The 21917-nt window shown below is 64.8% G+C and carries 26 protein-coding genes; 14 read left to right on the top strand and 12 right to left on the bottom strand.

The annotated features are described in order from the left end of the window. Window positions 1-149: 149 nt before the first annotated feature. Complete coding sequence (locus tag ASD45_RS18725; protein WP_056913191.1) at window positions 150-1142, top strand: phosphatase PAP2 family protein; 993 nt, start codon at window positions 150-152, stop codon at window positions 1140-1142. On the opposite strand, the gene ASD45_RS18720 is transcribed toward ASD45_RS18725, so the two are convergent. Then, on the bottom strand, window positions 1139-1705 hold the full coding sequence (locus ASD45_RS18720; protein WP_056913190.1) for a septation protein A: 567 nt from the start codon (window positions 1703-1705) through the stop codon (window positions 1139-1141). The two genes, ASD45_RS18725 and ASD45_RS18720, sit on opposite strands and share 4 nt — an antisense overlap. After that, window positions 1706-2638 carry a signal recognition particle-docking protein FtsY gene (gene ftsY, locus ASD45_RS18715; protein ID WP_056913189.1) on the bottom strand — a complete coding sequence of 311 codons (933 nt, stop codon included), beginning with the start codon at window positions 2636-2638 and terminating at the stop codon, window positions 1706-1708. A 64-nt stretch (window positions 2639-2702) separates the two neighbouring features. Here ftsY and ASD45_RS18710 point away from each other — a divergent pair, with 64 nt between their 5' ends. After that, entirely contained in the window at window positions 2703-3434 is a 732-nt protein-coding gene (locus ASD45_RS18710; protein ID WP_056913188.1) for an RNA pseudouridine synthase, read from the top strand. On the opposite strand, the gene ASD45_RS18705 is transcribed toward ASD45_RS18710, so the two are convergent. Genes ASD45_RS18705 through dapF form a run of 3 tightly spaced genes read right to left on the bottom strand, consistent with a single transcriptional unit; the run spans window position 3416 to window position 5903 of the window. Continuing rightward, complete coding sequence (locus ASD45_RS18705) at window positions 3416-3802, bottom strand: hypothetical protein (protein ID WP_056913187.1); 387 nt, start codon at window positions 3800-3802, stop codon at window positions 3416-3418. The two genes, ASD45_RS18710 and ASD45_RS18705, sit on opposite strands and share 19 nt — an antisense overlap. A 2-nt stretch (window positions 3803-3804) precedes the next feature. Next, the gene (mtaB, locus tag ASD45_RS18700) at window positions 3805-5025 is read right to left on the bottom strand and encodes a tRNA (N(6)-L-threonylcarbamoyladenosine(37)-C(2))-methylthiotransferase MtaB (RefSeq protein WP_082541025.1); all 1221 of its coding nucleotides are present in this window, start codon (window positions 5023-5025) and stop codon (window positions 3805-3807) included. After that, window positions 5022-5903 carry a diaminopimelate epimerase gene (dapF, locus tag ASD45_RS18695; protein ID WP_056913186.1) on the bottom strand — a complete coding sequence of 294 codons (882 nt, stop codon included), beginning with the start codon at window positions 5901-5903 and terminating at the stop codon, window positions 5022-5024. Before dapF ends, mtaB begins: the two co-directional genes overlap by 4 nt. Before the next feature lie 147 nt (window positions 5904-6050). Here dapF and ASD45_RS18690 point away from each other — a divergent pair, with 147 nt between their 5' ends. The 8 genes from ASD45_RS18690 to leuC all read left to right on the top strand — a co-directional run bounded on the left by ASD45_RS18690 (window position 6051) and on the right by leuC (window position 13201). Next, window positions 6051-6677: a GyrI-like domain-containing protein gene (locus ASD45_RS18690; protein WP_244485530.1), complete on the top strand. Its 627-nt coding sequence runs from the start codon at window positions 6051-6053 to the stop codon at window positions 6675-6677. Between the two features lie 2 nt (window positions 6678-6679). Continuing rightward, entirely contained in the window at window positions 6680-7381 is a 702-nt protein-coding gene (locus ASD45_RS18685) for an SIMPL domain-containing protein (protein WP_162249464.1), read from the top strand. Window positions 7382-7633: 252 nt separating this feature from the next. Continuing rightward, window positions 7634-9181 carry a signal recognition particle protein gene (gene ffh, locus ASD45_RS18680; protein ID WP_056913184.1) on the top strand — a complete coding sequence of 516 codons (1548 nt, stop codon included), beginning with the start codon at window positions 7634-7636 and terminating at the stop codon, window positions 9179-9181. 51 nt (window positions 9182-9232) lie between these two features. Then, window positions 9233-9571 carry a 30S ribosomal protein S16 gene (gene rpsP / locus ASD45_RS18675; RefSeq protein ID WP_056913183.1) on the top strand — a complete coding sequence of 113 codons (339 nt, stop codon included), beginning with the start codon at window positions 9233-9235 and terminating at the stop codon, window positions 9569-9571. Between the two features lie 12 nt (window positions 9572-9583). Continuing rightward, a complete protein-coding gene (rimM, locus tag ASD45_RS18670; RefSeq protein ID WP_056913182.1) occupies window positions 9584-10126 on the top strand; it encodes a ribosome maturation factor RimM in 543 nt (180 codons plus the stop codon). Continuing rightward, complete coding sequence (gene trmD / locus ASD45_RS18665) at window positions 10126-10827, top strand: tRNA (guanosine(37)-N1)-methyltransferase TrmD (protein WP_056913181.1); 702 nt, start codon at window positions 10126-10128, stop codon at window positions 10825-10827. The genes rimM and trmD overlap by 1 nt, the downstream gene beginning before the upstream one ends. Window positions 10828-11061: 234 nt before the next feature. Next, a complete protein-coding gene (rplS, locus tag ASD45_RS18660; protein ID WP_056913180.1) occupies window positions 11062-11448 on the top strand; it encodes a 50S ribosomal protein L19 in 387 nt (128 codons plus the stop codon). A 349-nt stretch (window positions 11449-11797) separates the two neighbouring features. After that, entirely contained in the window at window positions 11798-13201 is a 1404-nt protein-coding gene (leuC, locus tag ASD45_RS18655) for a 3-isopropylmalate dehydratase large subunit (protein ID WP_056913179.1), read from the top strand. A 114-nt stretch (window positions 13202-13315) separates the two neighbouring features. Here leuC and ASD45_RS18650 read toward each other — a convergent pair whose 3' ends face one another. The 3 genes from ASD45_RS18650 to ASD45_RS18640 form a co-directional block, all read right to left on the bottom strand. Further along, window positions 13316-13600 carry a hypothetical protein gene (locus ASD45_RS18650; RefSeq protein WP_056913178.1) on the bottom strand — a complete coding sequence of 95 codons (285 nt, stop codon included), beginning with the start codon at window positions 13598-13600 and terminating at the stop codon, window positions 13316-13318. Between the two features lie 61 nt (window positions 13601-13661). Then, complete coding sequence (locus tag ASD45_RS18645) at window positions 13662-13913, bottom strand: hypothetical protein (RefSeq protein WP_056913177.1); 252 nt, start codon at window positions 13911-13913, stop codon at window positions 13662-13664. Further along, entirely contained in the window at window positions 13914-14249 is a 336-nt protein-coding gene (locus ASD45_RS18640; protein WP_056913176.1) for a hypothetical protein, read from the bottom strand. A gap of 121 nt (window positions 14250-14370) precedes the next feature. Here ASD45_RS18640 and ASD45_RS18635 point away from each other — a divergent pair, with 121 nt between their 5' ends. Both ASD45_RS18635 and leuD read left to right on the top strand, forming a co-directional pair. After that, window positions 14371-14742 (top strand): metallopeptidase family protein, encoded by a 372-nt coding sequence (locus tag ASD45_RS18635; RefSeq protein ID WP_244485528.1) that lies wholly within the window; start codon window positions 14371-14373, stop codon window positions 14740-14742. Window positions 14743-14810: 68 nt separating this feature from the next. Continuing rightward, window positions 14811-15416 (top strand): 3-isopropylmalate dehydratase small subunit, encoded by a 606-nt coding sequence (gene leuD / locus ASD45_RS18630; RefSeq protein ID WP_056913174.1) that lies wholly within the window; start codon window positions 14811-14813, stop codon window positions 15414-15416. Window positions 15417-15496: 80 nt separating this feature from the next. Here the strand turns inward: leuD and ASD45_RS24100 are convergent, their stop codons facing one another. Then, window positions 15497-17233 (bottom strand): methyl-accepting chemotaxis protein, encoded by a 1737-nt coding sequence (locus ASD45_RS24100; RefSeq protein WP_056913173.1) that lies wholly within the window; start codon window positions 17231-17233, stop codon window positions 15497-15499. Between the two features lie 175 nt (window positions 17234-17408). Further along, window positions 17409-17612, bottom strand: a complete 204-nt coding sequence (locus ASD45_RS18620; RefSeq protein WP_056913172.1) for a DUF6494 family protein — start codon at window positions 17610-17612, stop codon at window positions 17409-17411. 269 nt (window positions 17613-17881) lie between these two features. On the opposite strand from ASD45_RS18620, the gene ASD45_RS18615 reads away from it, so the two are divergent. Further along, window positions 17882-18433: a polymer-forming cytoskeletal protein gene (locus tag ASD45_RS18615; protein ID WP_162249463.1), complete on the top strand. Its 552-nt coding sequence runs from the start codon at window positions 17882-17884 to the stop codon at window positions 18431-18433. Between the two features lie 74 nt (window positions 18434-18507). Here ASD45_RS18615 and ASD45_RS18610 read toward each other — a convergent pair whose 3' ends face one another. Continuing rightward, window positions 18508-19398: a CoA ester lyase gene (locus tag ASD45_RS18610; RefSeq protein WP_056913170.1), complete on the bottom strand. Its 891-nt coding sequence runs from the start codon at window positions 19396-19398 to the stop codon at window positions 18508-18510. 97 nt (window positions 19399-19495) lie between these two features. Between ASD45_RS18610 and ASD45_RS18605 the strand changes: the two genes are divergently transcribed. Further along, window positions 19496-20278: a DUF429 domain-containing protein gene (locus tag ASD45_RS18605; RefSeq protein ID WP_082541084.1), complete on the top strand. Its 783-nt coding sequence runs from the start codon at window positions 19496-19498 to the stop codon at window positions 20276-20278. Here ASD45_RS18605 and ASD45_RS18600 read toward each other — a convergent pair. Then, entirely contained in the window at window positions 20275-21909 is a 1635-nt protein-coding gene (locus ASD45_RS18600; protein ID WP_056913168.1) for a hypothetical protein, read from the bottom strand. The two genes, ASD45_RS18605 and ASD45_RS18600, sit on opposite strands and share 4 nt — an antisense overlap. Window positions 21910-21917 lie beyond the last annotated feature (8 nt).

The raw sequence follows: 21917 nt of genomic DNA, 5'->3' as shown, positions 1-21917 counted from the left end.
GGCGCCTCGCATCCAGCGGGGACGGCCATTTGAAGCGAATTTCTCAGAGTATTTAGCGAGCCATTCTAAACGTATTTTAATACCTTTGACGCAGTATTGGGTGTGGCGGGCTCGCATATCGGGACCGACCCGTCCCCGGGAATTGCCGAATGCGTCTCAATCGTTTTGACGGTGGATGGTCCGACTTCCTGGTGCGTTCACGCATCAGCCCGGTGTCGCGGCCGGCAATCCTGATCATGTCGGCGCTGGCCATCGCCGGATTATTGGCCGCCTCCGCCACGCACTTCACGCTGACAACGCTGCCCAATGCCTGGCCGGTGATCGCCGGCGTGGCCGCGCTCGACGCCGTGACGCTGGCCTTTCCGCAGACGCGCATCGTCCAGGCGGTGCAGGTCTTCCTGTATGGCTTCCTTTATCTGGTGACGATCTGCCTGTTCGGCGTCCTCGCCGCCTATGCCATGCAGCGCATGGCCTTTCCGTTGCAGGATCATCTGCTCAACGGCATGGACATGGCGCTCGGTTTCGACTGGCCGGCCTTTGCGCGCTGGGTCGACAGCCACGAGCAGGTCCAGAAGGTCTTCTATTTCGCCTACCACACGATCTCGCTTCAGATCGCATTCCCGCTGATCGTGCTGGCAGTCGCGCAACGCGCGACTGAACTCCGGATTTATCTGCTGGCCTTCACCATCGCCTTTGTCGCCACCATCATGATCTCGGCGATGATGCCGGCAGCCGGACCGATCGTATTCGTCGACACTAAGGATTTCGTCCTGCTGCATTTCACCGGCGCGACACCGGTGCAGCAGTTGATGCAGCTGCGTCAGCCGGGCCCCTTCGTGATGACCGAAGCGCCCGGCGGCATTGCCACCTTCCCGTCGTTCCACGCTACCATCGCCGTGCTGACGCCGCTGACGTTGCGACGCTTCCCGCGCATCCTCACCGGGCTTCTGGTGCTGGATGCCGCGATGCTCGGCGCCACGCTGACGGAGGGCGCGCACTATTTCGTTGATGTTCTCGCCGGCGGCACCATGGCGATCGTGGCGCACGCTCTCGCCGCCCGCATCATCGCCATGGAAGACCGGCCGCGCACGGCGCCGGCCATCGAGGGCGGCGCGCCGCAAAACGCGGCCAGCGGCGCCTAGTCTTCCTTCTCCGGCGCGGCGTATTTCATCAGCAGCGGATACTGCAACGCGCCGAACAGCAGCGTCAGCGGAATGACGCCGAACAGTTTGAAGCTGACCCAGAAATCCGTGGTCTGCGTGCGCCACACCACTTCATTGAGGACGGCGAGAAACACGAAGAACAGCGCCCAGCGCCAGGTCAGCTTGCGCCAACCCTCTTCGGTGAGATGAAACACCGAATCGAACACGGCGCCGAGCAGCGGCTTGTCGAACATGATGCCGAAGAACAATGCGCCGGCGAACAACAGATAAATGATGGTCGGCTTGAGCTTGATGAACAGGTCATCGTGCAGGACCAGCGTCAGTCCGCCGAACACCAGCACGACCACCGCGGTCACCACCGGCATCACCGCGACGTGCCTCGTCAGCGCATAGGACACGGCCAGCGCCGCCAGCACCGCCACCATGAAGCTGCCGGTGGCATAATAGATGCCGAGCTTGGCGTTCATGACGAAGAACAGGATCAGCGGTCCGATATCGAGCGCCATCTTCAGCAAGGGATTGAGTTGCTTCTTTTCAGCCATTTAATCCTCAACCCCCACCACCGCCCGGGCGAAATCGCGCGCGGTGAATTCGCTCAGATCGTCGACGCCTTCACCGACGCCGATGAAATGCACCGGCAGTTTGAATTTCTCGGCAATCGCCACGAGGATGCCGCCGCGCGCGGTACCGTCGAGCTTGGTCATCACCAGGCCGGTGACGCCGGCGATCTTGCCGAAGATTTCGACCTGGCTCAGCGCGTTCTGCCCGACCGTGGCGTCCAGCACCAGCAGCACGGCGTGCGGCGCCGTTGGCTCCACCTTGCGGATGACGCGCACGATCTTTTCCAGTTCGCTCATCAATTCGGCACGGTTCTGCAAACGGCCGGCAGTGTCGATAAGCACGACCTCGGTGCCGTCGGTCTTGGCCCGCGTCACCGCGTCGAAAGCAAGACTCGCCGGATCGGAGCCGGGGTTGCGCGCCATGACGCTGGCGCCGGTGCGTTCGGCCCAGATCTTGAGTTGGTCGATAGCGGCGGCGCGGAACGTGTCGGCGGCCACCAGCATCACTTTCTTGCCCTGGGCGCGAAACCGCGCCGACATCTTGCCGATGGTCGTGGTCTTGCCGGAGCCGTTGACGCCGGACACGAGGATGATGAAAGGCTGCGCCGTGACCTCGAGGGGCTTCGCCACCGGCGTCATCACCTTTTCGATTTCGCCGGCGAGCAGCGCGCGCAGTTCCTCCGGCGCGATGCCCTTCTCGTAGCGGCCGCCGCCGAGCGCCGAGGCGATCCGGGCAGCGAAGCCGACGCCGAGATCGGCACGGATCAGTTCATTCTCCAGATCGTCAAGCGTGGCGGCATCGAGCTTGCGCTTGGTGACGAGATCGCTGATCGCGGTTCCGAGCGAGGCCGAAGTGCGCTTGAGCCCCCCGCTCAGGCGCTTCCACCAGCTCTGCTTTTCGGTGCTGTCGTTCATGGTGGGGCCGTGATAGCGGTTTCGGCATGCGACTGAAAGTGACGATTGGCTGGTCGGTGCGATCATGACCCCCGACGAGATGCTCGCCCGCCTCCTGTACCGCGACGGCATGATGTTGGTGGTCGACAAGCCCGCCGGGCTTTCCGTGCATCGCGGACCGAAGGGCGGCAACAGCCTCGAGGACTATTTCGGCGTGCTGCGCTTCGGCCTGCCGCGCGATCCGGCGCTGGCACACCGGCTCGACAAGGACACCTCCGGCTGCCTGGTGCTCGGCCGCCACCGCAAGGCGCTGGCCCTGCTCGGCAAGCTGTTCAAGCAGGGCAAGGTCGGCAAGACCTATTGGGCCATCGTCGAAGGCGGACCGGCCGAGGACGAAGGTCGCATCGACATGCCGCTCGCCGAACTCGACAAGAACCGCGGCTGGTGGATGAAGCCCGATCCCCATGGCAAGCCGGCGTCATCGACGTGGAAGGTGATGGGGCGTGGGCAAGGCAAAGATGGCGTCGGCATCACCTGGCTCGCGCTGGAGCCGCTTACCGGCCGCACCCATCAGCTGCGCGTGCATTGCGCCGAAATGGGCTGGCCCATCGTCGGCGATCCGATCTACGGCAGCGCGCCGCGAACCGGCGGCACGCCGCTGCATCTGCATTCACGGTCGATCACGGTGCCGATCTCGAAGAACAAAGATGCGGTGACCGTCGAAGCGCCGGTGCCGGAGCATATGCGTGAGTTGCTGACGCTGTGCGGATGGAAGGGCGAAACGGCCGTAGCGCAGGTTCAATCCGAACAGCGCTGATAACTCAGCGTGTCCCAGCTCAGGGCGTCGATGTGCAACAGCAGCTCCGGCCGCTGCTCGGTCTTTTCCAGCACAATCAGGATGACTTCGCGCGCCGATTTGGCGCCTTCGCCTTCACAGGCAACCTTGACGCGGTGCGCGGCATCGCCGGACGTCGATAACCGGCGCGACGACACGATACGGCAGGCGCTGGCATAATAATCGAGCCGCTTCGCCGTGAAGGTGACCTTGAGATCGTCGTTGCGGCCATCCTGACAGGCATCGGGCCCTTCGACGGCCCATCGGCCGGCGAACGGCGGCGCGGATTGCGCCACCGCGCCCGAAGCGGCGGCGGCCACGATCACGACCGCGAGCGACGCCGCTTTCATGATCACGCCGCCAGCAGTTGCCGGCCGTCATGGCTGGCCATGGTGAGATCGAGGAACAGGCCGGGCGCGAGCGGTGAATTGAGCCGCACCGGAGTGAACTGCTCGGTGCGCGCGATGCCGCCGCGCTCGGTGAGCACACGATGCGTGGCGCCGACCTGGGCGTCGAGATGGCCGCGTAACGCCGCCTCGCCTCTGTCACGCAGGCGCTGTGCGCGCTCCTTGATAACGGCCCGGTCGAGTTGCGGCATCCGCGAAGCCGGCGTGCCGGGACGCGGCGAAAACGGAAAGACGTGAAGCTGCGTCAAGCCGCAATCATCGACCAGGTCGAGCGAGCGTTGAAACATCGCCTCGGTCTCGGTCGGGAAGCCGGCAATGATATCGGCGCCGAACACGACATCGGGCCGCAGCCGTCGAACCTCATTGCAGAAGGCAATGGCCTCGGCGCGCGAATGCCGCCGCTTCATGCGTTTGAGGATCATGTCGTCGCCGGCCTGCAGCGACAGGTGCAGATGCGGCATCAGCCGCGGTTCGTTGGCGAGCGCATCGAGCAGATCGGCATCCGCTTCGACGGAGTCGATCGACGACAGGCGCAAGCGCGCAATCTCAGGCACGGCACGCAGCAGGCGCTTGACCAGCGCGCCGAGTTTCAAATCGCCGTCACGATAGCTGGTGATATCGACGCCGGTGAGCACGATCTCGCGATAGCCGTTGACGGTGAGCCGCCGCGCCTGCGCAACCACGTCGTCAATCGACAGCGAGCGCGAATTGCCGCGGCCGAACGGAATGATGCAGAAGGTGCAGCGATGGTCGCATCCGTTCTGCACCTGGACGAATGCGCGGGTGTGCCCGTCGATATGATCGACCCCATGCGCCTTGATATGCGTTGAAGCCATGATGTCGCCGACGGCGACACGCTCCTCCCCACGCCACGCAGCAGCGCTCAGCTTCTCTTCATTGCCAAGCACGCGATTCACCTCCGGCATCGCCGCGAAGGGCGCGCTGTCGGCCTGCGCCGCGCAGCCGGTGACGATGATCGTCGTATCGGGCTTCTCGCGCCGGGTGCGGCGAATGCTCTGCCGCGCCTGCTTCACGGCTTCCGCCGTCACGGCGCAGGTGTTGAACACCACGGCGTCAGTGATGCCGGCCGCTTGCGCCTCGCGCTTGATGACTTCGGATTCGGCGATGTTGAGCCGGCAGCCGAAAGTCCGGACATCGACGGTCACGGCGCCGCCTTCTCGAACAACTTCGGATCGAACGTGCCGTTGAACTCGAATTCCACCGGTCCGGTCATCAGCACATGATCGTCGCTGGCGCGCCACTCGATGACGAGTTCGCCGCCGGGCAACGTCATATGCACCTTGCGTTCCGTGCGCTTGAGCCGCGCCGCCGCCACCGCCGTGGCGCAGGCCGCCGAACCACAGGCGCGCGTCAGCCCCGCGCCACGCTCCCAGGTGCGCATGACGATGTGTTCGCGGTCGACGATATGCGCCAGCGTGATGTTGGCCCGATCGGGAAAGATCGGATGGTTCTCGAGTAGCGGGCCGAACTTTTCGAGGTCGTAGGCGTAAGGGTCATCGACCCAGAAGATGGCGTGCGGGTTGCCCATGTTGACGACCGACGGCGAGTGCAGCACCGGCGCATCGATCGGCCCGATCTGCAGTTCGATCATCCGGGTGTCGCGGAATTCCTCGGCCAGTGGAATTTCGTTCCAGGCAAAGCGCGGCTTGCCCATGTCGATGGTGAACTGGCCGTTGTCGTTCTTCCACGCATTGAGGATGCCGGCATTGGTCTCGAAGGTCAGCGCCTTCTTGCCATTGGCATCCGAGACGATGGTGGCGACGCAGCGCATGCCGTTACCGCAAGCGCCGGCTTCCGACCCGTCATTGTTGTAGATACGAATGAAAGCGTCGGTGCCGGGCGTCCGCGGCGGATAGAGCGCCATTAATTGGTCATAAGGCGCACCGGCAGGGGACGCCGCGGCGCGCGCCTCGTCGGCGGCGATCGCGCCAGCGCGCGGCGTGTCGGCGCGCAGATCGACGACGACGATCTCGTTGCCGATGCCGTTCATCTTGACGAAAGACTTGTTGGAAAGCGCGCCCATTGTCCGCCAGCCACCTTGGCCAACCGGGTCCTGCCCGGTTTCCGCCCGGTTTATATGGCCAAAGATCACCCAATTAGCTAGGCCCATGATAGATTGGGCACGCCGGCGCGAATCGTAGCGCAAGACGGAGAACTGGAAATGCCAGGAGTGCGCCCTCGTTTGCTCGTCGCCGCGAGCGCCGTCCTCATGGCCGGCTGGATCGCGCTCGGCAGCACCGCACCGGCGCTGGCGCAAGCGCCGTCCGGCGAGCCGAAGCAGGCTCCACCCATGCCGGCCCCCAAGAGCAGCCAGCCGGCCATGCCGCAGCCGGGCGATGCGTTCGGCGAGGAGGTCACACTGCCGGACCGCACCATCGTCTATCTCAAGGGTCACACCAATTGGGACACGGCGTTCGACACGCTGCTCGACGCCTTCAAGTCGCTCAACGATTTTCTCGCCAAGCAGAATGTCAAACCTGCGGGGCCCTTCCTGACGATCTACACCGAGACCGACGATACCGGTTTCTCGTTCCAGGCGGCGGCGACCATTGCGCAACCGCTCGCCAACCCGCCGAAGGGCGACATCGCCATGGACAAGGGACCGAGCGGCAAGGCGCTGAAATTCGTGCACCGCGGCTCGTACGATTCGATGGATGCCACTTACGAAGCGATCACCAATTTCCTCGATGACCGGCAGCTCGAAGCCAAGGATCTGTTCATCGAGGAATATGCTTCAGATCCGGTGAAGAGCGATCCGAACAATCTCGTCGTCAACATCTATGTGCCGGTGAAATGATGATGAAATTATCCCGCCGTTCCCTCAGCCTCGTTATCGTCGCCTGCGCGCTGGCGGCGCCGCTCATCGCGCCGGGCGCCGCGCATGCCATTGATCGGCAGATCACGGTGACCGGCGACGCCACCATTTCCGTGGCGCCCGACACCGCCATGATCCGTCTCGGCGTCACCAGCCAGAGCAAGACCGCGCGCGAAGCCAGCGACGCCAACGCCAAGCAGATGACGACGGTGCTCGCCGCCATCAAGGATGCCGGCATCGCCGGGCGCGACGTGCAGACCTCGCGGCTGTCGTTGCAACCGCAATACGACCAGAGCAAACCCGGCGCCGCGCGGCTGCTCGGCTTCCAGGTCACCAATCAGGTCACCGTGCGCATCCGCGAGATCGACAAGCTGCCGTCGATCCTCGACCACGCCATCGCCGCCGGCGCCAACGAGATGTCGGGCATCGAGTTCATCGTTTCCGAACAGTCGAAGCTGCTCGATCAGGCCCGCGACGACGCCGTCGCCGACGCCCGCCGCAAGGCCGAACTCTACGCCAAGGCCGCCGGGGTGAAGCTCGGCAATGTGGTCTCGATCATCGAGGAAGGCTCCGCGCCGCCGCCGCGCCCGGTCATGCAGGCGATGCGGGCGGGCGCCGTGCCGGTCGCGCCGGGCGAGCAGATGCTGCGGGCGGGGGTGACGGTCAGCTTCGAATTGACCCCTTGAGTGCGATTTATCTTGTCTTTTCAATAGTTTGATTAAAATGCGGCGGCCGCCACGGCCCCCGCCTGGGCTGACCGGCTTGCCTTGACTTGGCCCCCTCCGGTCCCTAGTTTCCGCGCGTTCTCGCAAGAGACTGACTTTCCGACCCGCCGCCCGGTCCCTGAGGCCGGAGGCCAACGCCCGACAGCGCGATGCGCCCTCGGGCGTCGTTGTGTTTTGTCAGCCTTCCCGTGACGGGAACGAAAAGGAATTTGAATGTTCGACAATCTGTCGGAAAAACTTGGCGGCATTCTCGACAAGCTCACCCGGCGCGGTGCGCTGCGCGAGGCCGACGTCGACGAAGCGATGCGCGAAGTGCGCCGCGCGCTGCTCGAGGCCGACGTCGCGCTCGATGTGGCGCGCGAATTCGTCGACAACGTCAGGAAGCAGGCGGTCGGCGTCGAAGTTCTCAAGTCGGTCACGCCCGGCCAGATGGTCGTCAAGATCGTGCACGACCAGTTGGTCGCCACGCTCGGCGCCGAAGCGCAGGCCATCGATCTGCATGCCGCGCCGCCGGTCGCGATCATGATGGTCGGCCTGCAGGGCTCCGGCAAAACCACCACCACCGCCAAGCTCGCCAAGCGCCTCACCGAACGCCAGAAGAAGAAGGTTCTGATGGCCTCGCTCGACGTGCGCCGTCCGGCCGCGATGGAGCAATTGGCCGTGCTCGGCCGCGAGACCGGCATCGACACGCTGCCGGTCGTGCAGGGCCAGTTGCCGCCGCAGATCGCCAAGCGCGCGCTGGAAGCCGGCCGTCTCGGCGGCTACGACGTCGTGCTGCTCGACACCGCCGGCCGCACCACGCTCGACGACGAGATGATGAACGAAGCGGCCGAGGTCAAGCGTTCGGCCAATCCGCACGAAGTGCTGCTCGTCGCCGACTCGCTGACCGGTCAGGACGCCGTCAATCTCGCGCGCTCGTTCAACGAACGCGTCGGCCTCACCGGCATCGTGCTGACCCGCGTCGACGGCGACGGCCGCGGCGGCGCCGCACTGTCGATGCGCGCCGTGACGCAGAAGCCGATCAAGCTGATCGGCACCGGCGAAAAGATGGATGCGCTGGAGGAGTTCGATCCCTCGCGCATCGCCGGCCGCATCCTCGGCATGGGCGACATCGTCGCGCTGGTCGAGAAGGCCGCGGCCAATATCGACGCCGAAAAGGCGATGCGCACCGCGGAGAAGATGCGCAAGGGTCAGTTCGACCTCAACGACATGCGCGAACAGCTCACGCAGATGATGTCGATGGGCGGCATCGGCGGCCTGATGGGCATGATGCCCGGCGTCGCCAAGATGAAGAACCAGATCGCCAATGCCGGGCTCGACGACAAGATTCTCAAGCGCCAGGTCGCGATCATCGATTCCATGACGCCGCAGGAGCGGCGCAATCCCGACCTCCTCAAGAACAGCCGCAAGAAGCGCATTGCGGCCGGCTCCGGCACCTCGCCGGAAGCGATCAACAAGCTGCTGAAAATGCATCGCGGCATGGCCGACATGATGAAGGCCATGGGCAAAGGCGGGAAACGCGGCCCGCTCGCCGGCCTCGGCCAGATCATGGGCTTCGGCGGCGGCGGTACGCCGAGCCCCGAGCAGATGGCCGAGATGGCCAAGAACATGCCGGGCGGCCAGTTGCCACCGGGCTTTCCGGGCGGCGGCGCGCTGCCGCCGACGATGCCGAAATTGCCGCCGAACATGCCGGGACTTCCCGGTCTCGGCGGGAAATTCCAGGGCCCGCAAGGATTGCCGGGCTTCGGGAAAAAGAAATAGCCGACTTCAACCAACAAACATCAATCAGAGATCTCGAAAGGAAAACTCACAATGCTCGTTATCCGCATGGCCCGCGCCGGCACCAAGAAGCGCCCGTTCTATCACATCGTCCTCGCCGACTCGCGCTCGCCGCGCGACGGCCGCTTCATCGAACGTCTCGGCTACTACAATCCGCTGCTGCCGAAGGACAAGGAAGAGCGTCTCAAGCTCGACATGGACAAGGTCAAGGAGTGGATGACGAAGGGCGCGCAGCCGTCCGATCGCGTGATGCGCTTCCTCGACAAGGCCGGCGTTGCCAAGCGCAAGCCGCGCAACAATCCGGAAAAGGCCGTGCCGCGCAAGGAACGCAAGGCGAAGGCGGAAGAAGCCGCCAAGGCCCCGGCGGCCTGATCGCGTTAAGTCGTGGCGCGCAGCGACAGCAAGCCACTTAACTCCGCGGACAAGAGCCGCGTATGCGTCGCGCGTATTGGCGCGGCGCATGGCGTGCGCGGCGAGATCAAGCTGTGGTCCTTTACCGAGGACCCGGCCGCGGTCGCCGATTACGGCCCGCTCGAAACCCAGGACGGCAAGCGGCAATTCGAGATCGAGAGCATGCGCGCGGCGAAAGATCATGTCGTCGTGCGCCTGTCCGGCGTCGAGGATCGCACCGCCGCCGAGAAGCTCACCAACACCGACCTCTACGTGCCGCGCGACCGGCTGCCGCCGATCGACGAGGACGACACCTATTATCACTCGGATATCATCGGCCTGGCGGCGGTGACGCCCGACGGCGTTGCGCTCGGCAAGGTCACCGCGCTTTATAATTTCGGCGCCGGCGACCTGATCGAGATCGCCACCGCGCAGGGCGGCGAGCCGCTGCTCTTGCCGTTCAGCAATGCCGTCGTGCCCGTGGTCGATGTGCCGGGCGGCAAGCTGACCGTCGTCGTGCCGTCGGTCATTGAGTGATGGCCGTGTTCCGCGCCACCATTCTCACGCTCTATCCGGAGATGTTCCCCGGCCCGCTCGGCATCAGCCTGGCCGGCAAGGCGCTGGTCAACGGCCTGTGGTCGCTCGAGGCAAAGAACATCCGCGATCACGCCACCGACAAGCACGGCACCGTCGATGACACCCCGGCCGGCGGCGGACCGGGCATGGTGATGAAGGCCGATGTGCTCGCCCTCGCGCTGGACGCGGTTCCGCTCGACGGCCGCCCGCGCCTGATCATGAGCGCGCGCGGCAAGCCGCTGACCCAAGCCCGCGTCCGCGAACTGGCGGCCGGCCCCGGCGCGGTGATCCTCTGCGGCCGCTTCGAAGGCGTCGACGAGCGGCTGATCGAGGCGAGAGGCCTCGAGGAGGTCTGCCTCGGCGATTTCGTCCTGTCCGGCGGCGAGATGGCGGCCCTGACCCTGCTCGACGCCTGCGTCCGGCTGATCCCGGGCGTCATGGGCAAGGAAGCCTCCGGGGTCGAGGAAAGCTTCTCCGACGGTCTGCTCGAGTACCCCCAGTACACCCGCCCGGCGGTATTCGAGGGCCGGCCGATCCCGGAAATCCTGACCTCGGGCGACCATGCCAAGGTTGCCGCCTGGCGCCGCGCCGAGGCCGAAAGGCTGACCCGCGAGCGCCGCCCGGACCTCTGGGAGGCCTGGCTGGCAAGGAAAAGGCCCTGAATTCCCTCGCCCCGTTCAGGGGCAGAGGGTGGCGAGCCAAGCGAGCCGGGTGACGGGCAATTGACGTTTCATTCGCGGCCGATGCCCTCACCCCGACCCTTTCCCCGCCCGGCGGGCAGAGGGAGAAGAGGGGTGACAAGCAGGCTTTCTTGCTCTAAAAGCCCGGCCAACCCATTCAGTTAAAGCCTGAGAACCGCGCGCCGGTTGCTGGCGCTGCCGACGGAGATTTGAGCCATGAACATCATCCAACAGCTCGAGAAGGAACAGCGCGAGAAGCTCGCCGCTGTGCGCACCATTCCGGAATTCGCGCCGGGCGACACCGTGATCGTCAACGTCAAGGTGACCGAAGGCGACAAGACCCGCGTGCAGGCCTATGAAGGCGTCTGCATCGCGCGTTCGGGCGCCGGCCTCAACGAGAGCTTCACCGTTCGCAAGATCTCGTATGGCGAAGGCGTCGAGCGCGTGTTCCCGCTCTACGCGCCGGCCATCGACTCGCTCAAGGTTGTGCGCCGCGGCAAAGTGCGCCGCGCCAAGCTGTATTATCTGCGCGCGCTGCGCGGCAAGAAGGCCCGCATCGTCGAAGCGACCGGCACGACCGGCGCGGAAGCTGCCGCCTCCTAAGTTACGGCTGTTCGGGGGAACGCCGGAAAAGGGCCGCGCTTGCGCGGCTCTTTTCTTTTGCGGCCGTCGATTTCGTGCCGGACCGAAGCCGGGCCTGACAAGAAATCGGCATGGCTCTCAGGCTTCCGAGGTGCGTTGTCGCCGCTCCTTGAAATGGCTATATAGCTTTTCATGGTTCTAAAGGCCCAGCGCATCATTCTTGCCGACCATACCCGCCTGCCCTGGCGGTTCTTCGGCCGGCTGACCGCCGCCGTCCAAGCCGGCCTTTGATCGGCGCGGCGCGCTTCCGCGCGCGCATTTGCTGCCATCAAGCCGAAGAACCAATCCTTTTCAGAAAAGGTACCAAGCCATGCAACCGCGCACCCTGTACGACAAGATCTGGGATGACCATGTCGTCGACGTTCAAGAAGACGGCACCGCGCTGCTCTATATCGACCGTCATCTGGTCCACGAAGTGACCAGCCCGCAGGCCTTCGAAGGCCTGCGCACCGCCGGCCGTCCGGTGCACGCGCCGGAGAAGACGCTCGCCGTCGTCGATCACAACGTGCCGACCTCGGATCGCTCCAAGCCCAATCCCGATCCGGAAAGCGCCGAGCAGATCGCCGCCCTGGCGCAGAACGCCAAGGACTTCGGCATCACTTATTTCAACGAGTTCGATAAGCGTCAGGGCGTGGTGCACATCATCGGCCCCGAGCAGGGCTTCACTTTGCCCGGCACCACCATCGTGTGCGGCGACAGCCACACTGCGACACATGGCGCCTTCGGCGCGCTGGCTTACGGCATCGGCACGTCCGAGGTCGAACACGTGCTGGCGACGCAGACGCTGATCCAGAAGAAGTCGAAGAACATGCGCGCCATCGTCGACGGCAAGCTGCCGCCCGGCGTCACCGCCAAGGACATTATCCTCGCCATCATCGGCGAGATCGGCACCGCCGGCGGCACCGGCTATGCGCTGGAATATGCCGGCGAAGCCATCGACGACATCTCGATCGAAGGCCGCATGACCATCTGCAACATGTCGGTCGAGGGCGGCGCCAAGGCCGGCTTCATCGCGCCGGACGCCAAGGTGTTCGAGTATCTCAAGGGTCGCCCGATGGCGCCGAAGGGCGAGGCCTGGGATCAGGCCATGCGCTACTGGGAAACCCTGCGCTCGGATGACGGCGCGCATTTCGATTGGGAGATCAAGCTCGACGCCTCCAAGCTGCCGCCGATCGTGACCTGGGGCACCAGCCCCGAGCAGGTCGTCTCGATCGCCGGCCGCGTTCCGGTGCCGGCGGAAATCGCCGACGAGAAGAAGCGCGTCGCTGCCGAGCGTTCGCTCGGCTACATGGGCCTGAGCGGCGGCGAGAAAATCACCGACATCAAGCTCGACCGCGTTTTCATCGGCTCCTGCACCAATGGCCGCATCGAGGATCTGCGCGACGTCGCACGGATCGCGCAGGGTAAGAAGGTCAACGCCAATGTCTCGGCGATGATCGTGCCGGGCTCGGGACTGGTGAAGCTGCAGGCAGAAGCCGAAGGCCTCGACAAGATCTTCAAGGAAGCGGGCTTCGACTGGCGCGAGCCGGGCTGCTCGATGTGCCTTGCCATGAACCCCGACAAGCTGGCGCCGGGCGAACGCTGCGCCTCGACCTCGAACCGTAACTTCGAAGGCCGTCAGGGCTACAAGGGCCGTACACATCTGGTGTCGCCGGCCATGGCCGCCGCCGCGGCGATCGCCGGTCACTTCGTCGACGTGCGCGACTGGCACTAAGACCGCTACGAAGCTTAAAAAATAAACGCCGCCCGAAAAACCGGGCGGCGTTTTTTGTTTTAGTGCGGGCCGGATGATGCGCAGGGCAATCCGGCAGTGGCGTTCACGTCGCGGCTAGTAGCAGCGGCGCACGCTGCGCCAGTGCCAGCGGCCGTGACGCCAGAAGCGCACGCGCTCCCACCGGCAGGCCGGACCGTAATATGCCGGACCGCCGTAGTAGTAAGGCCGCGGCGCGTAGGCATAAGGCGCACCGAAACCGAAATAGAAGCCGCCGCCGTGGTGGCGATAGCCGTGATGGCCCCAGCCGTGATGACCATGCCACTGCGCTGCCGCCGGCGTCGCGATCATCGCGGTCGCGGCGATAGCCAGAGCTGCAGTGAGAACCTTGATACCGGACATGGCGAAACTCCCCATCAGATGAACGTCGCCAATGACATAACGTCGCACTGTGGCGGAAGTTTCACTGCCACCAGCAATTCATCACCGGCACGATCACGGTGCCGCTCGGGCGATATTGCTCGACGAGGTGCGCTTCGCATTCCCGCTTGGCGTTGGGGCCGGGTTCGCGCCGCGGTCTGATGATGATGCGGGGACGCGGGGTTTCCTGCGCGACCTCGGTGCCACGTTGCTGGGTTTGCGCGACAGCCGGCATCGCCGCTGCCGCCGCGATCAACCCTGTCAGAACGAGAACGGCGGCGCCGCGCATGGGCATCTACCAGCGCTCGTTGGAGGGACGCGAGAACGGCGCGAACAGGCCGGCGCTCCGGGTCCGGCGCGACGAATACTCGTGGCTCGTGTGGCTCGTGGAATAGCGGGCGAACGCCTGTCGCGACGAGGAGGACGAATAGGTCACCTTGGTGTGCGGGTCCTTGCAGCCGAAGAACTCGGCCGCGGCGGGCGTCACCATGGCGGCGCACAGCGCGCCGGCGAGGATGCCCAGTCCGATGGTTTTCAACGACATGACCGATACCTTGAACCACGCGTGGCGGGTCGCTGCCGCCGCGCTGCCATAATAGTTAACGGAATCCCGATCGGCAAGCACCGCCAAGGGCTTGCGGCGATCCTGGGCTTTCCGCCTTGGTTCGGGTCGGCCGCTGGCCTAGAAGGGGGCGATGGCAGGCCCAATCGACGATCCACAGGCTCTCCGGGGGGCGCTGGCGCCGTCCCTCATGGAGGTCGAGGCGCTGGCCCAGGAAGCCTATGCCCGGCTCCCCGAGACCTTCCAGGCCCTCTGCGAGGGGCTGGTGATCCGGGTCGAGGACTTCCCGACCGAGGAGGTGCTCGACACCATGGGCGCCGAGAGCGAATTCGACCTGCTCGGCCTGTTCCAGGGTGTCGGCCTGCCGTTCATGACCGCAGGACAGGTGACCGGTCAGATGCCCAACATGGTCTGGCTCTACCGCCGCCCGATTCTCGACTACTGGGCCGAGCACGAGGAGACCCTGGGTGCCATCGTCACCCATGTTCTGGTGCACGAGATCGGGCACCATTTCGGCCTGTCCGACGATGACATGGCAGCCATCGAGCAGGCGGCGGACTGAATCCTTCCCTTGGGGCGGCCGTTCGGGCTAAATCGGAGCCGCTGAGAACAGTCGGGAAAATTGGGCCTATGGAAAAATTCGACCACCTCGAAGGCGTCGCCGCGCCGCTGCGGATCATCAATGTCGATACCGACATGATCATTCCGAAGCAGTACCTGAAGACGATCAAGCGCACCGGACTGGGCAAGGGCCTGTTCTCGGAGCAGCGCTATCTCGACGACGGCGCCGAGAACCCGGACTTCGTGCTCAACAAGCCGGCCTACCGCCATTCCAAGATCCTGGTCGCGGGCGACAACTTCGGCTGCGGCTCGAGCCGCGAGCACGCGCCGTGGGCGCTGATGGATTTCGGCATCCGCTGCGTGATCTCGACGTCGTTCGGCGACATTTTTTATAACAACTGCTTCAAGAACGGCGTGCTGCCGATCCGCGTGTCGCCGGAAGATCTCGAGAAGCTGTTCGACGACGCCGACCGCGGCTCCAACGCCACGCTATCGATCGATCTCGAGAAGCAGGAAATCCGCGGCCCGGATGGTGGCGTCGTCAAGTTCGACATCGACCCGTTCCGCAAACACTGCATGCTCAACGGCCTCGACGACATCGGCCTGACCAAGCAGAAGCAGAGCAAGATCGACAGCTACGAGCAGAAGGCGCAGGCCGCGCGCCCTTGGGCGTAAGCTTCAGCGACATCGCCAGACAAAAAAGCCGCGGCAGGCAAGTTCGGTCGCGGCTTTTTCATTAGCGCTCGTCGAAGACGCTAGAATTCCTTCCAGTCATCAGCATTCACCGCGTCGGCGAGATCGGCCTGCATCCGTCGCACCGGGCCGCCGCCGCTCGCGGACGTCTGCTTGAGCTGCCGCACCGGCTTCTGCGCAGGCGCCGCTGCGCGCGCTTTGGCCGGCGCTATCGTGCGCGCCACAGGAGCTTGCCGGCCTTCTGCCGTCTCGCTGCCACGCAGGCGGAACGCCGCGACGCGCTCGTCCATCGCCTTGGCCTGATGTTCGAGGGTCTTGGCGGTCGCGGCATTCTCCTCGACCAGCGCCGAGTTTTGCTGTGTCACTTCGTCCATCTGCGCCAGCGCGCGGTTGACCTGTTCAATGCCGGCCGCCTGTTCCTCGCTGGCATGCGCGATCTGGGCGACGATATCGGTCACCTTCCTGATCGACGACACGATCTCCCCGAGTGCCGCGCCGGCCTTGTTCACCAGATCGACGCCATCTTTCACCTGGGCATTCGAATTGGTGATCAGGCCCTTGATGTCCTTGGCGGCCTGTGACGAGCGCTGGGCCAGGCTGCGCACTTCCGCGGCAACCACGGCGAAGCCGCGTCCGGCCTCGCCGGCACGAGCGGCTTCCACGGCCGCGTTGAGCGCCAGCAGGTTGGTCTGGCGCGCGATCTCGTCGATGACGCCGATGATGTCCGAAATCTTGCCCGACGATTCCTCGATCCGCGCCATCGCATCGACCGCGTTGCCGACGACCTCGCCACCGCGCGCCGCGACCGTGTCGGTCTCGCTGACGAAGGCATTGGCCTGCCGGGCGTTCTCGGCGTTCTTCTTGACCGTGGACGCGATCTCTTCCATCGAGGCCGAGGTCTGTTCGAGGCTTGCGGCCTGTTCCTCGGTGCGCTGCGACAGATCCGTTGTGCTGGTCGATATCTCGGCCGACGCGCTGGTCACATCCGCCGCCGCCAATTTGATGTTGCCGATGGTGGCGCCGACCTTGTCGGCGACGACATCGACCGCCGCGGCGATTTCGCCGACTTCATCCTTGCGGCCGAGCCAGGGCAGTTCGATGTTGAAGTCTCCGGCGGCGAGCTTGCGCATCTGCGCCACCAGCCCGGCGATCGGCCGCGCGATGCCGATCTGCACAATGGCGAAGGCCAGCGCCAGCACGGCGGCCAAGGTCAGCGCGACCGCCAGCCCGGTCATGCGCACGGTTTGCGTGACCTCCGCGGCAGCGGCAGCCGACTTTTCCTTCATGGTCTTGTCGAGGCCGTTGTTGACCTCGGCGAGACTCTTGCGCATCTCGCTTTGCCGCGAGATCAAACGCTTGCCGTAGCGGGCGGCCTCTTCGCTGTTGTTTTCCAGCGCCGCCTTTTCAACGATCGGATAGTCGTTGAAGACGCTCTTGGCCAAGCTATCGACGTGGTCGAACTCTTTTTCATAGGCTGGCGCCAGCTTGCGCGCATCGGCGAGGTCGGCGAGCATCCTCTGCCGCACATCCTGAGCTTCCTTGGCGATCTTTTTCAGCTCGATCAGATCATCTTCGGAAATCATCAGCCACATCAATCGCGCCTGATCCGAGACGCCGCGCATGGCGCGCTGCGTCCTGATCACCGCCTCGACGTCGTTGGCTATGATCTTCGAATAAACCTCGCTGCTATGCTCCATCCTGCCGGCGGCAAACCAGATGGCGCCGCCGATGACCGCGCCGAGCAACAGGAAGCAGCACGCAACCTTGGTGATGATTCTCAGGTCGGAGAATTTGGGCATGGCGCGTTCCTGTCGGAATTGTTCTACAGAATCGCCGCGTGTGATGCCTCGGCGAATGCGGCGCGTCTGTCACGCCGGCGCCAACCAAATTAGGCCGCAAATATTAATCTGTTATTGAAATAAGAAGTGACGCACTTTGCGGTTGCGGGTCGCGCGACCCCGGCGGACGGGCACTTTATAAATCGATCTTGCCGTAGACCGTGACGTTGAGGCCGATCTTGTCGCAGGTCAGCGCGATCGCTGCTTCGGCGCTGCCCTGGCTGAGCTTGCCGCGGGCCATCGCGTCGCGCAGCGCCTGCGCGATTTCCGCCTCGGCCTGCGACCGCATCGCGCCGAGATAACGGTCGACCGAGGCTCGCAATTCCTTGTCGCCAATCATGGTCCGCCTCGCGCCGTCACGGAGCCGCCCGCGCGGCGCTCCAGCCCGAGTTATTTTATCGCTCGCCGCGCGATAAAACAGCCGCGCAAAAGTTAATCCGGCGGCCTAGTTAATAGCGGCGGGGCGACCTTCGCCGCGGCGTTATCGATAAAATCAGGTTGTTCTATCGCCTGTCACATTGCTCGCTAGAATAAACCATCGCTCGACATCGGGGCGCCCGCCGCCTTTGCGTCGCGTGACATCGGCCATGGACGATAGGAGTTTCCCCCGTGAGCTACTTTTCTCCGACCAGAGGCGACCGCCCTGCCAAGCCGGCGGAAGCGTTGGCGCCTCAGCCCAAACCCGCCGCTGCCGCGGCGGCGGTGAACCTGGGCGACCGCGAAATCATCTCCACTTTCGGCGCCGGGCTGCTGATCACCGGTAATGTCGTCTCGACCGGCGGCGTGCAGGTGTTCGGCCGCGTCGACGGCGATATCCACGCCGCGCATCTGGTGGTCGGCAAAGGCGCCAATATCAACGGCAATGCCCGCGCCCAGGATGTCGTCATCGACGGCACCTTCAAGGGCACCATCCACGGCAACAACGTGAAGCTCCAGGCGACCGCGGCGGTGGAAGGCGAAATCTACAATCGCTCGCTGGCCATCGACCAGAACGCGCAGTTTGAAGGCGTGGCGCGCCGGCTGACGCAGCCGGTCGAGCCGCCGACGCAGGACCAGATTCAGGGTCGGACGCTGCAACCGGCCCTCGTGCCCGAGCAGCCGGCCACGCACGGCTATGCCGCGAACAACAATGGCGGCTTCCAGCCGGTGACGACCTACTGATGTCCGGCGGCCGATAGCGGCATCGTCCAGGGCGCGGGATCGCATCCCGCGCCTTTTAATTGGTCGCGCCGGGCTCAGCCCCGCGCGGCGATGGCCTCGGCGATGGCCTCGGCGATGGCGACGGTCCGTCGTGCCATGTCGGCATGCAGGCGCTCGACCATGCGGCCGTCGATCGACACCACACCCTTGGATTTGTTCTCCGGCAGATCGAACGCCACGATCATCTTGCGCGCCCAGGCGACCTCGGCTTCGGTCGGCGAGAACGCCTTGTTGCACGGTTCGATCTGGCTGGGATGGATCAGCGTCTTGCCGTCCATGCCGAGTTCGACGCCCTGCTGACATTCGGCGGCAAAGCCCTCCGCGTTGCCGAGATCGTTATAGACGCCGTCGAGCACCTCGACGCCGTGAATACGGGCCGCGGCGATAACGGTGGTGAGCCACGGCAGCATCGGCGCCCGGCCCGGCACCAGACGCGCTCGCGTGTCCTTGGCAAGATCGTTGGTGCCGAGCACGAAGCACGACAGCCGCACTTCCGAATCTCGCGCCTCCGCCGCGATCGAGAGGATGTTGAAGATCGCGAGCGGGGTTTCGATCATGGCCCAGACCCGCGTCTTCACCGGCGTGTGCATGTCCATCAGCCGGCGGCCGATCATCTCCAGCGTTTCGGCCGATTGTACTTTGGGAATCAGGATTGCGTCCGCCCCCGCGTGCGCCGCGGCGGCGAGATCTTCGGCATGCCAGGGCGTGTCCACGGCATTGGTACGGATGATGACCTCGCGCGCGCCGAAACCGCCGGCCTTGACGGCATCGACCACCTGTTGCCGAGCCGTCGCCTTCGCATCCGGCGCCACCGAGTCCTCGAGGTCGAGGATCACGCCGTCGGCCGGCAGCGTCTTCGCCTTCTCCAGCGCGCGGGCATTCGACCCGGGCATATAGAGAACACTGCGGCGCGGACGGATGGTCATGACATTTCCCCGATGTATGGTGACTTAGACAGTAGGGAGCCGATCTTAACCGAAATTCCGGCCGCACCAGCCTGATTGATCGGCGCATGGAATGGCGATGACCAAGACAACGCATACCGGGGACGAAGTCTGGCTGGCTGGCGTAGACGGCTGCCCGGCCGGCTGGCTGGTTGCTTTCGGTCGTCCGGCCGGCGAAGTGCTTGCGCCCCGCGTCTTCGCACGCTTCACCGACATCGTCCTTGCCGACGAGCGTCCGGCGATCATCGCCATCGACGTGCCGATCGGACTGCCGGCGCAAAGTCCGACGGGCGGACGCCGCGCCGAACGCGAGGTGCGGGCGTTGCTCGGCGACCGCAAATCGAGCGTGTTCCGCATTCCGTCACGCCGCGCCGTCGAGGCCAGTATCGCGACAGAGCCGGCCGATGCGCGCGAGCGCTTCTTCACCGCCTGCGCCATCGCGCGCGACACTTCCGACGACCGCAAGGCTTTCGCCAAACAGGGCTTCTACATCCTCGACAAGGTGGCCGAAGTGGACGCCGTCCTGCGTGCGAACAAGGACCATCTCGGACGGGTGTTCGAGACCCATCCAGAACTTGCCTTCGTCATGATGAACGGCGGCGCGCCGCTATCTCTGGCGAAGAAGGTGAAGAGCGGCAACCACACGCCCGGTCTCGACCTGCGGCGCAATCTGTTGCGCGGCAACGGCCTGCCTGACGACATCCTGCAGATGAAAGCCCCCAGGGGCGCGGGCGACGACGACCTGATCGATGCGCTGGCCTGCCTGGTCACGGCGCGGCGCATTCATGCGCGTCAGGCGCAATCGTTTCCAGCCGATCCGCCGCGCGACGAGCACGGGCTGCCGATGGCGATCTGGGCCTAGCGCTGCCCCACCGTAAACCGCCCGGGATATTGCGGCCGGGTATCGCTGGTCTCGCCGGGCTTGATGATCTTGTAGAGCTGGAAGCGATCGCCGTCGGCCACCAGCTTGAGGTGCGACGGATAGGGATTGGGCGCATCGTCCTCGGTGAACAGGACGTAGAGATAGTCGAACTTCGTCCAGTTCAGCCAGAACGCCGGCGTGCCCGGCTGCGGCTGCTCGGCGGCGACGATGAGCTGCGCCACCGACGGCGGCGTACCGTCGTGGGTGTCGGCAAAGTCTTCGTACTGCGGCTTCACGTGCAGGATCTGCTTGCCCGGCACCGTGAACAAGGTGGTGACCAGCGCCGAGCGCTCGATGGTGGCGATACAGGCAGCATGAACGAGGCCGAGATCGCGCACGTCGTCGCCCATCGAGCGATCGGAGTAGGCGACGAACACCTTCGAGCCGGGCGCGATGCGCTTGACCGACGAACGGAACTGGCTGGTCGAGTCGGACAATTGCGACCAGTTGTAGTCGATCTCGATCAGGCGGCCGGCAATGAGGACGATGAGAACGACCATGAAGCCGCGGCGCACCAGACGTCGCCGCAGTTCGAGATCGCCGCAGGCGAGAACCATGAAGGCAATGCCGATCGGCACGCGCTGGTCGGTCATGTAGGTGTCGAACATCACGCGCGGCAGCGCCAGATAGATCACGCCGCCGACGATGAGCAGCACCGCCACCAGCGGGTGGAAGCGCAGCACGCGATGGCGCACCGCCCAGATGATGGCGCCGCCGAGCACGGTGACGATCAGGAAAGCGGTGATGTCGGAATAATCGGCGATGACATACATCAGGCCGTCGATCTTGCCGCGCTGCTCCCAGTAGACACTCGAAGCAAGACCCATGGTCGGCGACAGCGCGAGCAGCGGCGTCACCGCCAGGAACGGCAGGCCGCCGCAGACGAATTCGATGACGCGCGCCGGCCACGGCTCGCGGCGCCGCTCCCACAGCCGCAGCATTTCGTACGACAGGATGCCGACGCCGTAGATGCCAAGCGCCGAGAGATGGCAGAAGAACAGCACCAGTGCGCAAGCCGCCGACAGCAGGTAACGCCACGGCCAGGCACGCTCGCGCAACGCCACCCAGCCGGCCATCGCCCACAAGGCGATGCCGATGCCGAACAGATAATTCATTAGTCCGACGAGGAAGACGAAATTATAGAGCAGCGGGTAGCCGAACAGCGGCGTCGTCGACCAGCGGCCGATCAGCGCCCGGTTGAGCGCCAGCGCGCCCGACATGATGAGCGCGAACATCGTCACCATGTAGATCTGGCCGGCGACGTAGATATTGACGCCCATCCGCGCCAGCCACGGCACCATGATGTCCATGGTCAGGTTGGGAATGACCTGCCAGTTGATGGTATAATATTCGGCCAGTCTGGGATTTTGATCCAGCGTGGCCAGCACCTTCATGCGGGCCAGATGGTTGACGTAATCCGACAGCGGCGGGAGCGGGTGCGTCCAGATCGGGATCGAAATCAGCAGCGTGAATGCCGCGAACAAGATCGCGATCTGCCCGCCGGAAAAGCCATGCGAGCGATGGCGCACGGCGATCGGTTCCGCATAGACCGGTTTGGCGGGTGACAGCATAAGCTCGG

The sequence above is a fragment of the Pseudolabrys sp. Root1462 genome (assembly GCF_001426945.1).
Lineage (GTDB): Bacteria > Pseudomonadota > Alphaproteobacteria > Rhizobiales > Xanthobacteraceae > Pseudolabrys.
Note: the sequence above shows the minus strand (reverse complement) of the source record. Positions and strands in the feature narration are given on the sequence as shown.

Coding starts and splice junctions, on each gene's coding strand:
- dapF (WP_056913186.1), bottom strand. CDS start 5,903: ATGGGCGCGCTTTCCAACAAGTCTTTCGTCAAGATGAACGGCATCGGC.
- ASD45_RS18645 (WP_056913177.1), bottom strand. CDS start 13,913: ATGCCCATGCGCGGCGCCGCCGTTCTCGTTCTGACAGGGTTGATCGCG.
- ASD45_RS18725 (WP_056913191.1), top strand. CDS start 150: ATGCGTCTCAATCGTTTTGACGGTGGATGGTCCGACTTCCTGGTGCGT.
- trmD (WP_056913181.1), top strand. CDS start 10,126: ATGGCCGTGTTCCGCGCCACCATTCTCACGCTCTATCCGGAGATGTTC.
- ffh (WP_056913184.1), top strand. CDS start 7,634: ATGTTCGACAATCTGTCGGAAAAACTTGGCGGCATTCTCGACAAGCTC.
- ASD45_RS18710 (WP_056913188.1), top strand. CDS start 2,703: ATGACCCCCGACGAGATGCTCGCCCGCCTCCTGTACCGCGACGGCATG.
- leuD (WP_056913174.1), top strand. CDS start 14,811: ATGGAAAAATTCGACCACCTCGAAGGCGTCGCCGCGCCGCTGCGGATC.
- ASD45_RS18605 (WP_082541084.1), top strand. CDS start 19,496: ATGACCAAGACAACGCATACCGGGGACGAAGTCTGGCTGGCTGGCGTA.
- ASD45_RS18650 (WP_056913178.1), bottom strand. CDS start 13,600: ATGTCCGGTATCAAGGTTCTCACTGCAGCTCTGGCTATCGCCGCGACC.
- rpsP (WP_056913183.1), top strand. CDS start 9,233: ATGCTCGTTATCCGCATGGCCCGCGCCGGCACCAAGAAGCGCCCGTTC.
- ASD45_RS18635 (WP_244485528.1), top strand. CDS start 14,371: ATGGAGGTCGAGGCGCTGGCCCAGGAAGCCTATGCCCGGCTCCCCGAG.
- ASD45_RS18600 (WP_056913168.1), bottom strand. CDS start 21,909: ATGCTGTCACCCGCCAAACCGGTCTATGCGGAACCGATCGCCGTGCGC.
- ASD45_RS24100 (WP_056913173.1), bottom strand. CDS start 17,233: ATGCCCAAATTCTCCGACCTGAGAATCATCACCAAGGTTGCGTGCTGC.
- rplS (WP_056913180.1), top strand. CDS start 11,062: ATGAACATCATCCAACAGCTCGAGAAGGAACAGCGCGAGAAGCTCGCC.
- leuC (WP_056913179.1), top strand. CDS start 11,798: ATGCAACCGCGCACCCTGTACGACAAGATCTGGGATGACCATGTCGTC.
- ASD45_RS18720 (WP_056913190.1), bottom strand. CDS start 1,705: ATGGCTGAAAAGAAGCAACTCAATCCCTTGCTGAAGATGGCGCTCGAT.
- ftsY (WP_056913189.1), bottom strand. CDS start 2,638: ATGAACGACAGCACCGAAAAGCAGAGCTGGTGGAAGCGCCTGAGCGGG.
- ASD45_RS18620 (WP_056913172.1), bottom strand. CDS start 17,612: ATGATTGGCGACAAGGAATTGCGAGCCTCGGTCGACCGTTATCTCGGC.
- ASD45_RS18705 (WP_056913187.1), bottom strand. CDS start 3,802: ATGAAAGCGGCGTCGCTCGCGGTCGTGATCGTGGCCGCCGCCGCTTCG.
- ASD45_RS18685 (WP_162249464.1), top strand. CDS start 6,680: ATGAAATTATCCCGCCGTTCCCTCAGCCTCGTTATCGTCGCCTGCGCG.
- ASD45_RS18610 (WP_056913170.1), bottom strand. CDS start 19,398: ATGACCATCCGTCCGCGCCGCAGTGTTCTCTATATGCCCGGGTCGAAT.